Origin of the sequence: Micromonospora globbae (assembly GCF_036184225.1) — a bacterium.
Taxonomy (GTDB): Bacteria; Actinomycetota; Actinomycetes; order Mycobacteriales; family Micromonosporaceae; genus Micromonospora; species Micromonospora globbae.
In genome coordinates this window covers 4,291,211-4,304,117 of sequence record NZ_CP108084.1, presented here as the reverse complement: position 1 = coordinate 4,304,117, position 12,907 = coordinate 4,291,211, and the positions used below count along the sequence as shown (strand labels likewise).

General features: G+C 75.4%; 15 protein-coding genes. 11 read left to right on the top strand and 4 right to left on the bottom strand.

The annotated features are described in order from the left end of the window. The first annotated feature begins 92 nt into the window (after positions 1-92). The 6 genes from OG994_RS19200 to OG994_RS19175 all read left to right on the top strand — a co-directional run bounded on the left by OG994_RS19200 (position 93) and on the right by OG994_RS19175 (position 5,266). Positions 93-1,730, top strand: coding sequence for an AAA family ATPase (locus tag OG994_RS19200; RefSeq protein WP_328850510.1), 1,638 nt, complete (start codon positions 93-95; stop codon positions 1,728-1,730). A 31-nt stretch (positions 1,731-1,761) separates the two neighbouring features. Further along, positions 1,762-2,214, top strand: a complete 453-nt coding sequence (locus tag OG994_RS19195; protein ID WP_328850509.1) for a hypothetical protein — start codon at positions 1,762-1,764, stop codon at positions 2,212-2,214. Between the two features lie 29 nt (positions 2,215-2,243). Next, complete coding sequence (locus tag OG994_RS19190; RefSeq protein WP_328850508.1) at positions 2,244-2,426, top strand: DUF2997 domain-containing protein; 183 nt, start codon at positions 2,244-2,246, stop codon at positions 2,424-2,426. Next, complete coding sequence (locus OG994_RS19185) at positions 2,410-3,360, top strand: helix-hairpin-helix domain-containing protein (protein WP_328850507.1); 951 nt, start codon at positions 2,410-2,412, stop codon at positions 3,358-3,360. Before OG994_RS19190 ends, OG994_RS19185 begins: the two co-directional genes overlap by 17 nt. Before the next feature lie 130 nt (positions 3,361-3,490). Then, on the top strand, positions 3,491-4,135 hold the full coding sequence (locus tag OG994_RS19180; RefSeq protein ID WP_328850506.1) for a 4Fe-4S single cluster domain-containing protein: 645 nt from the start codon (positions 3,491-3,493) through the stop codon (positions 4,133-4,135). Positions 4,136-4,240: 105 nt separating this feature from the next. Further along, positions 4,241-5,266, top strand: a complete 1,026-nt coding sequence (locus OG994_RS19175) for a hypothetical protein (protein ID WP_328850505.1) — start codon at positions 4,241-4,243, stop codon at positions 5,264-5,266. Positions 5,267-5,376: 110 nt separating this feature from the next. On the opposite strand, the gene OG994_RS19170 is transcribed toward OG994_RS19175, so the two are convergent. Genes OG994_RS19170 through OG994_RS19160 form a run of 3 tightly spaced genes read right to left on the bottom strand, consistent with a single transcriptional unit; the run spans position 5,377 to position 7,794 of the window. Beyond that, on the bottom strand, positions 5,377-6,111 hold the full coding sequence (locus tag OG994_RS19170; RefSeq protein WP_328850504.1) for a YqeB family protein: 735 nt from the start codon (positions 6,109-6,111) through the stop codon (positions 5,377-5,379). 1 nt (position 6,112) lies between these two features. Beyond that, positions 6,113-6,907: an ABC transporter permease gene (locus OG994_RS19165; protein ID WP_407942539.1), complete on the bottom strand. Its 795-nt coding sequence runs from the start codon at positions 6,905-6,907 to the stop codon at positions 6,113-6,115. Beyond that, on the bottom strand, positions 6,904-7,794 hold the full coding sequence (locus tag OG994_RS19160) for an ABC transporter ATP-binding protein (RefSeq protein WP_120329984.1): 891 nt from the start codon (positions 7,792-7,794) through the stop codon (positions 6,904-6,906). The genes OG994_RS19165 and OG994_RS19160 overlap by 4 nt, the downstream gene beginning before the upstream one ends. 133 nt (positions 7,795-7,927) lie before the next feature. Here OG994_RS19160 and OG994_RS19155 point away from each other — a divergent pair, with 133 nt between their 5' ends. From OG994_RS19155 to OG994_RS19145, 3 genes are all read left to right on the top strand, one after another. After that, positions 7,928-9,178 (top strand): sensor histidine kinase, encoded by a 1,251-nt coding sequence (locus tag OG994_RS19155; RefSeq protein WP_328850503.1) that lies wholly within the window; start codon positions 7,928-7,930, stop codon positions 9,176-9,178. Further along, complete coding sequence (locus OG994_RS19150; protein ID WP_328850502.1) at positions 9,157-9,933, top strand: response regulator transcription factor; 777 nt, start codon at positions 9,157-9,159, stop codon at positions 9,931-9,933. Before OG994_RS19155 ends, OG994_RS19150 begins: the two co-directional genes overlap by 22 nt. A 121-nt stretch (positions 9,934-10,054) precedes the next feature. Beyond that, on the top strand, positions 10,055-10,570 hold the full coding sequence (locus tag OG994_RS19145; RefSeq protein ID WP_328850501.1) for a hypothetical protein: 516 nt from the start codon (positions 10,055-10,057) through the stop codon (positions 10,568-10,570). Positions 10,571-10,660: 90 nt separating this feature from the next. Here the strand turns inward: OG994_RS19145 and OG994_RS19140 are convergent, their stop codons facing one another. After that, positions 10,661-11,437, bottom strand: a complete 777-nt coding sequence (locus OG994_RS19140) for a D-Ala-D-Ala carboxypeptidase family metallohydrolase (RefSeq protein ID WP_328850500.1) — start codon at positions 11,435-11,437, stop codon at positions 10,661-10,663. A gap of 305 nt (positions 11,438-11,742) precedes the next feature. On the opposite strand from OG994_RS19140, the gene OG994_RS19135 reads away from it, so the two are divergent. Both OG994_RS19135 and OG994_RS19130 read left to right on the top strand, forming a co-directional pair. Continuing rightward, entirely contained in the window at positions 11,743-12,384 is a 642-nt protein-coding gene (locus OG994_RS19135) for a DUF6642 family protein (protein ID WP_328850499.1), read from the top strand. Between the two features lie 46 nt (positions 12,385-12,430). Continuing rightward, on the top strand, positions 12,431-12,895 hold the full coding sequence (locus OG994_RS19130; protein WP_120329979.1) for a PPOX class F420-dependent oxidoreductase: 465 nt from the start codon (positions 12,431-12,433) through the stop codon (positions 12,893-12,895). The last annotated feature ends 12 nt before the right edge of the window (positions 12,896-12,907 follow it).

The window sequence follows — 12,907 nt, the reverse complement described above, 5'->3', positions numbered from 1 at the left end:
CGGGCCCGCCGGCCGTTCGCGTGCCCCTTGTTCGATCATGGCGACTGTTAGAGTCTGCCCAGCTCGAGCGCCTGTGGGGGGAGGGGATCGACGTGGCGGTGGCGTTCCGGGACGCGCTGGCCCAACTGCTCAAGGCGCGCTTCCCGGTGCTCTACATCGAGTCGTTCGAGGAGCAGCGCGTCATCGCCGAGGTGTCCGCCGTGGCCCGCGACGCGACGCTGGTCCGTACGCCCCGGGCCGTCTGGACCTGGTCGGTGACGACCGGCCTGGTGCAGCCCGACGGGACCGCCCGCAAGGGCACCACCGAGCCGGCGGACGCGCTCGACGCCGCCCTGCGGATCGACGAGCCGAGCCTGCTCGTCTTCAAGGACCTGCACCCGGCGCACGGCGGCGCTGACCGGCCCGGCAACGCCGGCGTGGTCCGTCGCCTGCGTGACCTGGCGGCGGCGTTCAAGGCCGGCCCGGTGCCGCGGACCCTGCTGCTGGTCTCCCCGGTACTGCAGATCCCGCCCGAGCTGGAGAAGGACGTCACGATCGTCGACTTCCCGCTGCCCACCGAGGCGGAGATCCGGCAGGTGCTGGACGCCATCATCGCCGCCAACTCCGGCAGCGGCCGGATCCGCATGGCCCTGGACGACCTCGGCCGCGAGCGGTTCGCCAAGGCCGCGCTCGGGCTGACCCTGCACGAGGCGGAGAACGCCTTCGCCCGCGCGATGGTCAACGACGGCGTGCTCGACGCGCACGACCTCTCGGTGGTGCACGAGGAGAAACGCCAGACGGTCCGCAAGTCCGGGCTGCTGGAGTTCGTCGACGCCGCCGTCGACCTCGCCGACGTCGGCGGGCTGGAGAACCTCAAACGGTGGCTGGCCAAGCGTGACGGCTCGTGGCTCGCCGAGGCCGCCGCGTACGGGCTGCCCGCACCCCGCGGAGTGCTCATCACCGGCGTGCCCGGCTGCGGCAAGTCGCTGACCGCGAAGGCCGTCTCCGCGGCCTGGGGCCTGCCCCTGCTGCGGCTGGACGTCGGCCGCGTCTTCGCCGGGCTGGTCGGGTCCAGCGAGCAGAACATGCGTACCGCGATCCGGACCGCCGAGGCGACCGCGCCCTGCGTGCTCTGGGTCGACGAGATCGAGAAGGGGTTCGCCGACCGCAGCGGCGACTCCGGCACCTCCGCCCGGGTCTTCGGCTCGTTCCTGACCTGGATGCAGGAGAAGACCCGCCCGGTGTTCGTCATCGCGACCGCCAACGACTTCGAGAGGCTTCCCCCCGAACTGCTGCGCAAGGGGCGCTTCGACGAGATCTTCTTCGTCGACCTGCCGACCCGCGTCGAGCGCGCCTCCATCTGGCGGGTCCACCTCACCCGTCGGCTGCGCAACCCGGCCGTCGCCGGTGACCTGGCCGTCGACGACGCGCTCCTCACCGAGCTCGCCGCGTTCAGCGAGGGCTACTCGGGGGCGGAGATCGAGCAGGCGGTCGTCGCCGCGCTCTTCGACGCGTACGCCGAACGGCGTCCCCTGCGCCGCGACGACCTGGTCCGCGCGCTGGCCGCCATGGTGCCGCTCAGCGTCACGCAGGCCGAGCGGATCGACGCCATCCGGTCCTGGGCAGACACCCGCGCCGTCGCCGCGACCGCCGCGGAGGACTGGGACCTCGGTGGACGCCCCGGCGCCGGTGACGGCCGGCCGGGTGCCCCGCCGCAGCGGGGACACGGCGGACGGGCGGTCGAGTTCTAGTGTGTGGATCCACGGGAAGGGGAGGGGGCCGATGAGCGTCTCGCTGATACTCCTGCCGCTGGCGGTGGCCGCCGTGGCCGCCGCACACGGCGCCACCGCCGGGCGGGACGAGGAGGGTCGCGTGGTGTGCCAGGTGCAGACCCGGATGCGCGACGAGTCCCTGCTCACCGCCGCGCTGGCCGACACCGCCGCGGTGGTCGCCGCCGACCGGGACGCGATCACCGCGGACTGGGCGGGCGTACGCGCGGTGTTCCAGCGCGGCGACGACGGCATCTGGTCGGCGCACTTCACCGGTGACGTCGACGAGCGGCGTGCCGTCGAGATCGTGGGGGCGGTCGACGCCGCGTACGGGCGGCAGGTCCAGCGCGCCGTGCTCGAACGGCTGCGCGCGCAGGCGCCCGCCGCCGGCCTGCGGCTGGAGTCCGAGGAGGTCACCGAGGACGCGAGCGTACGGCTGGTGTTCGCCGTCGAGGGCCGGTCGTGATGGACGGACAGCCGCGCATCGTCGTCACCGTGAGCAGCGAGGGCGTGGTGAGCGCGGAGACCCGGGGGCTGCTGGGCGACCGGTGCCTCGACTACGTCACCGTGCTGGAGGATCTGCTGGCCGCCCAGACGGTGAGCAGCGCGTACACCGCCGACCACGCCCGGGGCGCGGCGACCGTCCACCGGGAGGAACACGATGTCGAGCGCGCCTGACCACGGCTGGCACCAGCCCGTGCCGGGCCCGTCCGTGACGCTGGGATGGCGGGTCCTGCACAGTTGGTGGCTGCTGCTGCCGTTGCTCGGCTTCGGCTGCCTTGGCGGCTTCGGCTTCCTCTACGTCGGCATCCGCACGCGGCGGGCGGCCTGGTGGGTTCCCGGCATCGTCTACACCGTGCTCGGCTGGGGCTCCTTCATCCTGGTCGGCGAGTCCGACCAGGAGAGCGCCGTCAGCGACTGGGCCGTGGGTCTGCTCCTGGCGGTCTGGGCGGGCGGCATCCTGCACGCCGCGCTGATCAACTCGTCCTGGCTGCGGTGGCGGGCCGGTCACCGCCCCTGGTACCAGCAGCCGACCGCCGTGCCGTGGCCGGGCGGTCCGTACCCGCCCGGGACGCTCGCGCCGCCGCCGGGGGCCGCGTTCCCCGCCGGCCCGGCAGCGGTCGCGCCGACCTCCGGCGGGTACGCGCCCGTGTCGCCGGGCTACCCGCCGGTCGTGTCGCCGGCCTATCCGCCGGCCGGGGCCACGAACCCGCCGCCGGCCGACCCGACGTACGCGTACGGCGCGCCGCCGGCGGACCCGACCCTCGCGGCGCACCCCGGCGGCTACTTCGCGGCCGGACCCGTCGCGGCGCCGGTGCCGCCCGCCGCTCCGCCACCCGTGCCGTCGCAGCAGCGTCCCACCAACCCGCTGGACGTCAACGCCGCGGGACCGCACGAGCTGGCGTCGCTGCCCGGCTTCGACGCGGCGCGCGCCGCGCAGGTGGTCGGCGAACGGGAGCGGCGCGGCGGGTTCGGCAGCCTCGCGGAGTTCGCCGCCGCCGCCAACCTCGCCCCGCACGAGTACGCGCGCCTGCGCGACGTCCTGGTCTGCGCCCCGCCCGCGCCACCGGCCCCCGGACAGCTCCCGCACGGGCGCGTCCTGGATGTCTGACGGCTCCGCGCGCGCCGCGGGCGGGACCGGCGGGCCTGCGCGCGCCGAAGCCCGGGCGGTAGGGACCGCGCGCGCCGGTGGTCCGGACGACCAGCCCGCGCCGCGTCCCAGCCGGGCGGACACGGTCGCGGTGGCGCGCTTCCTCGCGGCGACCCGCGCGGAGGGCCCCGGCGAGCGGACGGCGATCTGGGTGCAGGGCTGCGCCATCCGCTGCCCCGGGTGCTTCAACCCGCACCTGTGGAGTTTCCGGGGCGGTGAGCGCGTGGCCCCCGCGGAGCTGGCCCGCCGCGTGCTCGACGCCGGCACCGAGGGACTGACCCTGCTGGGCGGGGAGCCGTTCGACCAGGCCGCCCCGCTGGCCGCCGTCGCCGCCGCCGTCCGCTCCGCGGGCCGCTCGGTGATGACCTTCTCCGGCTACACCCACGCCCAACTGCGGCGTGCGGCCGACGCCGGGCGGGACGACGTGGCGGCCCTGCTCGACCAGACGGACCTGCTCGTCGCCGGCCCGTTCCGGCGGGATCTGATCGACACCGCGCGTCCCTGGGTGGGCTCGACCAACCAGGAGTTCGTCCTGCTCGACGACCGCTTCCCACACCTGCTCGACGCGGTGTCCCGCACCCCCGACCGGATCGAGGTCACCGTCGACGCCGCGGGCGGCGTCGCGGTCAACGGCTGGGCCGGTGCCGACGCGCTCGACGCGCTGCTGGCGTCGGTGGGCCGCCCCGAGCCGCGCGGGCCGGGCCGGGCGACCGTGCGGCCGGGCGACGGCGCCTGACGCCGCCGACCGCGCTCGCGCCGCCCTCCACGGCCCACCGGGCCCCGCCGCGTGGCGGCACGCACGGGGGCAGCGCGCGTCCGGCGAGCGGCATACCCTGTCCCGATGCGACTCGCGCGCCCGGGCGGACTGCTCATCGCGGCGGTCGCCGCCGTGCTCTGGGCGGTCAACATGACCGTCCTGCAACCCCTCACCGAGCCGGGCGCCCCGTGGTCGCAGATCTCGCCGGGGAACAACACCTACTGGGCGCGGGACCTGCGCTTCGCCACGATCGTGGCGGTCGTGGTCGGGTTGGTCGTCGCGGGACGGGGCGACCGGCGCTGGAGCCGTCCGGCCGTGCTGCTCGGTGCGGCCTGGGTGGCCGCCGACCTGGCGGTCGACCGGGCCGACCCGACGGATGTCGCCGCCACCGTGCTCCTCGCCGTGGCCGGCTGCGTCGCGCTCGCCGCGCTCGCCACCGTGCTCGTACGCCGGCACCGCGGCACACCCGTCGCCGCGCCGCGGCGGCGGGTGCTCGCGACGGCCGCCTGCGTGGCCGGCGTGCTGGCGGCGGTGGTCGCGACCATCGAGTCGCCCACCGACCGGGAGCCGGAGCTGAACCCGGCCGCCTTCGCCACCGGCGCTCTGCTGGTCGTGGCGGCCGTCGTGGCCGCGTTGGCGGCGGCGCCCGCGCAGGTGCGGGTCCGATCCTGGCTGGCGCTCGGGTTGTCGGCCGTCGGCGTGCTGGGCGTCGGATGGGTGCGTGCCGTCGAACCCGTGCAGCGGACGCTGCCGCAGGTCGCCGTCGGTGCGGTCCTCATCGTCGGGCTGAGTCTGCTGGCGTGGGACTGGCCGGACGGCCGCCCGGACTGGGGTCGCCACCTGCTCGCCGCCATCGCGGGGCTCGTCGGTCCGATGGGGATGGTGCTCGTGGCCGGCCTCGTCACGCTGGTCCTCCGCGTCGGCGCGCCGTTCACGGCGCTGGCCGGCAACCCCGCCATCAACGCCGCCGACTCCGACCTCCTGTACTCCCTCGCCGGACTGCTCGCCGGCCTCGGGATGTCGCTGCTGCTGGCCCGCCCGCCGGCCCTGCGGGACGAGCCTCCCGCCCGCCCCGGCCCGGTGCCGCCGTCCGTCGCGCCGGGAAGCTGAGGGCCGCCCTCCGCCGGGTGCGCGGGGGTTCGTCAGCCGCCGTCCGCCGGCCCGCCAGGCCCCCGACCGGCCGCGAGCCGAGATGTCCCTGACCCTGGCCGGCGGCGGCGTCAGCGGGGATCGGTCTCGACCATCGGCGGTTGGTCCGCGTCGGGGCGGACGGCCCGCGCCGTGAGCCGCCAGTACTGCCGGCGCTCCTCGTCGCGGACCACCACGCCGAGCCGGCCCAGTTCGCGGCGCAGCTCCCGGGCGTCCCCGTGGCGGTTCCGCTCGACCGCCCGGGCCCGGGCCCGCAGCAGCGGGTCGGCGCCCGCCGGCAGGCCGGGCAGGTCGGGCACCCAGAGCCGGAACGCGCCGCGGTACGGGTCCTCGTCCGACCACGGCCACCCGTGCGCCCGGAACGCCGACCGCAGCCGGTCGGCGTCCAGGTCGGAGCGTTCCCGGGCCAGTTCGCCGCCGTCCGCGTCGAGCAGCACGAGGTCCCGGCCGTCGAGCAGGACGACCCGGACGTCCCGCCGGGGCACCTCCTGCCGCCGCCCGTCGCACCGCAGGGCGGCCCGCTCGCGGTCGACGGTGACGGTGAGCCGTTCGGCCGTGCCGACCCCGGCCAGCACCAGCCCGGCCACCGCGCCCACCGCCGTCGCGCCGACGGTGACGTGCGGCTCCGGCAGCCGGGACAGCGTCTCGAACAGGCCCTGCAGCGGCGCCCAGGGCAGGTCGGCGACCCAGCCTGCCCCGGCGGCGAGCAGCCAGCCGGCTCCGGCGCCGACCAGCGGGAAGCCGCCCCACATGAGGACGAGTTCCGCCGCCCCGCCGTGGACGGTGGTGCGGGAGTCGGCCGTCATGTCAGGCCACCTCGCGCCGCAGCGTACGGATCACACCGACGACGATCGGCACGACGAGCCACACGAGCAGTGACACCCCCAACCGGGCCCACTGGTCGGCGTCCAACGAGGTGCTGAAGAGCGGCTCCATCGTGCGTCCGGTGTCCAGCCAGCCGGCCGGGCGGTGCAGCGCCGGGACCAGCTCGCCGACGATCGACCACACGGTGGGCAGCAGCAGGTAGGCCACGATGGCGAGCGGCGTGTTGAGCAGCAGCAGGCCGAACCCGGCGCCCATCAGCACGTTGGCGACCTGGAAGACGATCGCGTTCAGCAGCAGCGCCTCGTCGAACTCCCACCGGCCCGCACCGCCGGTCGCGCCGGAGACGAGCGTGCCGATCGCGGCCACCGCGAGGCTGGTCAGCACCGACGCCGGCGCGGCCAGCACGACGGCGGCGAGCTTCGCGACGATCACCCGCTCCCGGCGCGGCACCAGGGCGTACGTGACGAGCGCCGTCCGCTGCGACCGCTCGGCGGTGATGGACAGGATGCCCAGCACCGGCAGGAGCAGCCCCACCGGCAGCAGTGACGGCACGAAGAACGAGGCGTACGTCTGGTCCTCGGCGTCGGCGTAGACGAGCTGGAGGGTCACGATGACGGCGGTCGTCAGGCCGATCGTGACCAGCAGCCAGAGTCCGGCGCGGGTGTCGGTGAGCTTGCGCAGCTCCACGCCGGTGAGCCGGAGCAGGGACGGCCGCCGTACGCCCGGGCGGCGACCGGGCTCGACGGTGGTCGCGGCGGGTGCGGTCGTGGTGGTCACTTCCCGGTCTCCTTGGTCGACTCGGCGGTGAGGGTGAGGAAGAGCTGCTCCAGGCGGCCGTCGGCCGGGCGCAGCTCGGCCAGCGCGACGCCCGCGTCCGCGGCGGCCTGCCCGACGGCCTCGGTCTCGGCGGGGACGAGCAGCCCGTCCGCGCTGTCGCGGGCCGCCAGGCCGGCGGCGTCGAGCGCGCGCCGCAGCGCCCCGGTGTCCCGGGCGCGCACCAGGGTGCCGCCGCCGGCGAGCAACTCGCTCTTGTCCCCCTGGGCCACGATCCGGCCGCCCCCGATCACCACCAGCCGGTCCGCGACCGCCTCCACCTCGCGCAGCAGGTGGGAGGAGAGCAGCACGGTGCCGCCCCGGTCGGCGAAGTCGCGCAGCAACCCGCGCATCCAGAAGATCCCCTCCGGGTCGAGCCCGTTCGCCGGCTCGTCGAGGATCAGCACGCGCGGGTCGCCCAGCAGGGCCAGCGCGATGCCGAGCCGTTGCCGCATGCCGAGCGAGTACGCCCGGACCCGCCGCTTCGCCGCCGCCGCGTCGAGCCCGACGAGGTCGAGCTTCGCGGCGACCTCCCGCCGGTCCAGCCCCATGGTCGACGCCGCGACGGCCAGCGCCTCGCGGCCGGTACGCCCGGCGTGCTGGGCGGAGGCGTCCAGCAGCACACCGACCTCGCGTCCCGGGTTGGGCAGGTCGCGGTAGCGCCGCCCGGCCACCGTGGCCCGGCCCGCGGTCGGCGGGGTCAGCCCGCAGATCATCCGCATGGTGGTGGACTTGCCGGCGCCGTTCGGCCCGAGGAACCCGGTCACCGTGCCCGGTTCGCAGCGGAACGACACGTCGTCGACGGCGGCGTGCCGGCCGTAGCGCTTGCTGAGGTGCTCCACGCTGATCATGCCGTTCAGCCTGCGCGCGCCGCCCGGACACCCGCAGCGGCCGGCGGTCGGCGATCGCGCCGACCTTGGTCTACGCGAGGCTCTCGACTTTGGTAGCTGGTTGCCCGCCGCCGGCGCTGCCTAGCATGGGCGCGTGACGAGCGCCGTCGTGCCCGACCACCCCTGGCTGCTGCCCGGGGCGTTGGCCGTGCCCACCGACCAGGTCCGCGTGGGCCCCCGGCGCACCACCCGCGACTGGATCGTCGACGGCGTCGCGTTCCTGATCTCCCTGCTCTGGGTCCTGTTCGTGACGGCGGACGCGACCACGCCCGATCCGGAGCTCGCCCCCCGGCTGCCGCACGACTGGATGATCGCGGCGGACGCGCTGATCGGCCTGGCCTGCTGCGTGCTGCTCTGGTTCCGGCGCCGCTGGCCGCTGGGGCTCGCGGTGGCGACCCTGCCGTTGACCGCGTTCTCGATGGCCGGGGCGATCCCGCTGCTGATCCTCTACTTCACCGTGGTGGTGCACCGGCGTACGGCGGTGGCGCTGGCGATCACCGCGGCGGGGCTGTGCACGAACTTCCTCTTCTCCTACCTGCGCCCCGAGCCGGACATGCCGTACTGGGTGTCCACCGTCTGGGGTGTCGTGCTCAGCGTGACGGTGCTGGCCTGGGGGATGTTCGTCCGCGCCCGCCGGCAGCTCGTGGTGTCGCTGCGGGAGCGCGCCGAGCGGGCCGAGGCGGAGCAGCAGTTGCGGGTGGCGCAGGCCCGCCAGCTGGAGCGGACCCGGATCGCGCGGGAGATGCACGACGTGCTGGCGCACCGGATCTCGCTGCTCAGCCTGCACGCCGGTGCGCTGGAGTTCCGGCCCGACGCGCCGCCGGAGGAGGTGGCGAAGGCGGCGGCCGTGATCCGTGGCAGCGCCCACTCGGCGTTGCAGGACCTGCGCGAGGTGATCGGGGTGCTGCGCGCGGAGGGCGGCGGCGAGGAGGACCCGGAGCGCCCGCAGCCCACCCTCGCCGACCTGCCCTCGCTGATCGAGGAGTCGCGGGCGGCGGGTGTCCGGGTCAACGTCGCCGACCTGGTCGGCGCACCGGAGGCGGTGCCCGCGGCGATCGGGCGCAGCGCGTACCGGATCGTGCAGGAGGGGCTGACCAACGCCCGCAAGCACGCGCCGGGCGCGGCGGTCACCGTCGGGGTGGCCGGCGAGCCGGGCGCCGGACTCACCGTCGAGATCCGCAACCGCTGGCCCGTCGGCGGGCCCGCCGACGGGCAGATCCCCGGCACCGGCACCGGCCTGGTCGGCATCACCGAACGGGTGACCCTGGCCGGCGGGCGGCTGGAGTACGGGCGGGACGACAGCGGCGACTTCCGGCTGGCGGCGTGGCTGCCGTGGCCGGCGTGACGGCGCCGGACCCGGCCGGCGCGGACCGGGGGAGCGCCGGGTCGGTGCGCGGCGGGCCGGGTGGCGACGGCCGGGTGCCCAGCGGCGAGCCGGTGCGCGTGCTGATCGTCGACGACGACCCGCTGGTCCGGGCCGGGTTGTCGATGATCCTCGGCGGTGTGCCGGACGTGCGGGTGGTGGGGGAGGCCGCCGACGGCGGTGAGGTGCCGGCCGCGGTCGAGGCGGGCCGGCCGGACGTCGTGCTCATGGACATCCGGATGCCCCGGACGGACGGGCTGGCCGCGACCGAGGCGCTGCGGGCGCTGCCCGATCCGCCGGAGGTGCTCGTGCTGACCACGTTCCACGCCGACGAGCAGGTGCTGCGCGCGCTGCGCGCGGGCGCCGCCGGCTTCCTGCTGAAGGACACGCCGCCCGCGGAGATCGTCCGTGCGGTGCGGCGGGTCGCCGCCGGCGAGGCGACGCTGTCGCCCGCCGTGACGCGTACGTTGATCGCGCACGTCACCGGTGCCGCGCCCGCCGCGGCCGGGCCGGACCCGCGCCGCGAGCGGGCACTGCGGCTGCTCGCCGGGCTCAGCGAGCGGGAGCGGGAGGTCGCCGTCGCGCTCGGCCAGGGCCGGACCAACGCCGAGATCGCCGCGGAGCTGCACATGAGCGTGGCCACCGTGAAGGCGTACGTCTCGCGGCTGCTGACCCGGCTCGACCTCAACAACCGGGTGCAGGTGGCGCTGCTCGTGCACGACGCCGGCCTGGTCTGAGCCGCCCCTGCCCGGCCGCCCGCCGCCGTTGAACTTTCGGCCGGCGCCCGCCGTACCACTGGCCGAGGATGCGGGTGCGGCGGACCCGCCGCACCGCTGCCGAACTCGTGGGAGGCCTGCCGTGCGTGATGGTGAGCAGTCGACGGATCCCATCGACCAGGTGCTGGGGGAGGTGCCGCTGCCGGCGTCGCTGACCCCCGAGGACGTCCGGCTCGCGGTACGGGCGGTGGTGGTGCACGCCGCGGAGGAGTGGCCGGCCGGCCCGAAGTGCCGCAACGACGGGGCGGCGTTCCCGTGCCGACTGCACCGGTGGGGCCGGCGGGTCCTGCTGGCGCACGGGCTCAACGACCGGCAGGTCGACGCGCTGATCCGGCACGGCAACCCGTTCGTGCACGTGCCGTTCCCGTTCACCGCCACCGGGCCGGCGCGTCCCGACCGGCCGGTGCCCTACCCGGCGCGCGCCGACCGGCCGGCGCCCTACGTGGCCCGCCGTCCCGTCGACGGCGCCGGCGGTCCGCCCGCCCGCAGTCAGGCCCCCCGGGTCGTGCCGCCCGGCGTACGCCCGGTGGTGCCCGCCGGCTCCGGCCGGCCGGTGGCTCCCCCCGCCACCGCGCCGCGCTGGCCCCGGGCGAGCTGAGCGGTCCCCCTGCCGGCCCGGGGCAGGAGACGCCGGCCCGGCGCGGGTGGCACCCGCGCCGGGCCGGCGTCGCACCGGTGAGGGGCGGCGTCAGCGCACCCCGCAGTCGGGCGCCGACCAGCTCGTCCCGTTCGGGATGCCGTCGCTGTTGTTCTCCCGGCGTGAGTCCACGTGCACGTGGTCGTCGTGGTCGGGGTAGCCGGGGCCGAAGATCCCGCTGAAGCCGTTGCCACGTGCGGTGCGGGCCACGTCGCAGAGTGACGACGTGCGGGACACCACGTCGGCGGCGGTGCCGTAGAGGTGCTGGCTGTCCGACGCCCCGCCCACCTGGTCGTTGCAGGTGTGGCTGCGGAAGCCGCTGGTGACGTAGAGCGGCTTGTCGCCGAGTTTGCGGCGCAGCGCCTCCAGCTTCCACATGGTGTGCAGCGCGTTCTGCCGGGTCTGGCTGGCCGAGAGCGGGCCCCCGCTCCACCCGCCCCGGCCGCAGCCGTCGTCCAGTTCGCTGTAGCTGAAGTGCCGCGGCGTGCAGTCGTTGTCCTGGAGGTCGTAGAGCTTCGCGTACGTCTCCGGGCCGGCGATGCCGTCCACCTTCAGCCCGTACGCCTGCTGGAAGCGGCGGACGGCGGCGGCGGTCTTCGGGCCGAAGATGCCGTCGGTCTCGACGATGTCCCGGTTGCCGGCCCAGCCGGCGACCCGGACCTGCAACTCGCGGACGTCGGCGCCGGACCGCCCCTGGTAGAGGTTGCGGGTCCACGTGTAGCAGCCGTCGGCATGGGCCGCTGGCGCGGCGACCACCGCGGCGATCGCGGCGCCCGGCAGGGCCAGGGCAACGGCGACGGCAGCACGCTTCAGGGTGTTTACGCGCACAGAAGTCCTCCCGATAGGAGCGTGAATGGGGTGGCCTTCAGGACATCGACCAGGACGTCCCGCGATTTCCACCCTGACACCTGTCGGGCCGCTTGGTGGCGATAAACGAGAATCGTCCTCGTGATTTGCGATTGCTGAGTATTAGCTGCGAATCGAGCTGATTCGTGAAACAGCCACTCGTGGATCCCGTGCCACGAGTGGCGCGAAAACGCACCGAACGTCGCGAACAGTGCCACCGAGGGTGATGTTCCCGGGGCCGGGGGAGCCGGTAACGTCAGCGCGGGTCGGACGCGGGGGAGGTGGACGTGGCGCGGGGAGGCGTCTTCTGCGTCGAGGGTCAGTGGCACCGCGACCTCAACGAGCGCGGTTCGGTGCTGCCCACGCTGGAACTGCTCGAACGGCTGGGCAAGATCCGCTTCATCCACAAGGACGCGGCCACGCGGGACGAGCTGTTCTACTTCCTCGACCGCTGGCTGCTCAAGCAGTACGCCGACCACCGGGTCGGCTTCTTCGCCATGCACGGTGAGCCGAGCCGGCTCTGCCTCACCGACTGGAACTCCGTCGAACTCTCCGACGTCGCCGAACTGATGGCCGGCCGGTGCGAGGGGCGGCGCCTCTACTTCGGCAGCTGCTCGGTGCTGCGCGCCTCCGACGCCGCCCTGCGGGAATTCCTCGACGTCACCGGAGCGGCTCTGATCTGCGGTTTCACCCGCGACGTGGACTGGGTGGAATCGGCGGCGTTCGAAACCGTGCTGCTCGACGTGCTCGCCAACGGGCAGCGGCACAACGCCGCGGAACTGCGGATGGGATCCGCGCACTGGGCGCCGCTCGCGTCGTACCTGGGCTTCCGCGTCATCTATGCCAACGGCCGCGCCTGGCGGCCGGCCGTACGGCCCCGGGTGCCGACCCAGCAGGCGGTCGACCGGGCCGCCCCGCGGCCCCACTGACGAGGGCCGGCGGCCCGGCCCGCGCCGTGCCTGGTAGAAACGAGCCGTGGCACGCAGCATCGCGACGAACACCCGGGTCGACCGTGACGGCCTGATCGAGTTCCTCCGGCCCCGGCACCGCGTCGTGCTGATGACCACCCGGGCCGACGGGCGGCCCCAGTCCTCGCCCGTCACGGCCGGCGTCGACACCGCCGGCCGGCTGGTGATCTCGACCTATCCCGAGCGGGCCAAGGTGACCAACGTGCGCCGCGATCCGCGGGTCTCCGCCTGCGTGCTCTCCGACGAGTGGAACGGGCCGTGGGTGCAGATCGACGGCACGGCCGAGGTGCTGGACCTGCCCGACGCGCTCGAACCGCTGGTCGAGTACTTCCGCTGCATCTCCGGTGAGCACCCCGACTGGGACGAGTACCGCGCCGCCATGGTGCGGCAGGGCAAGTCGCTGATCCGCGTGACCATCGACAGCTGGGGCCCCATCGCCACCGGCGGCTTCCCCGCCCGCCTCGCCGACTGAGGCCACCGCCCT

Bases quoted from the DNA above. Each gene is read 5' to 3' on its own strand.
- OG994_RS19195 (WP_328850509.1), top strand. From the start codon at position 1,762: ATGAGCGTCTCGCTGATACTCCTGCCGCTGGCGGTGGCCGCCGTGGCC.
- OG994_RS19185 (WP_328850507.1), top strand. From the start codon at position 2,410: ATGTCGAGCGCGCCTGACCACGGCTGGCACCAGCCCGTGCCGGGCCCG.
- OG994_RS19175 (WP_328850505.1), top strand. From the start codon at position 4,241: ATGCGACTCGCGCGCCCGGGCGGACTGCTCATCGCGGCGGTCGCCGCC.
- OG994_RS19170 (WP_328850504.1), bottom strand. From the start codon at position 6,111: ATGACGGCCGACTCCCGCACCACCGTCCACGGCGGGGCGGCGGAACTC.
- OG994_RS19160 (WP_120329984.1), bottom strand. From the start codon at position 7,794: ATGATCAGCGTGGAGCACCTCAGCAAGCGCTACGGCCGGCACGCCGCC.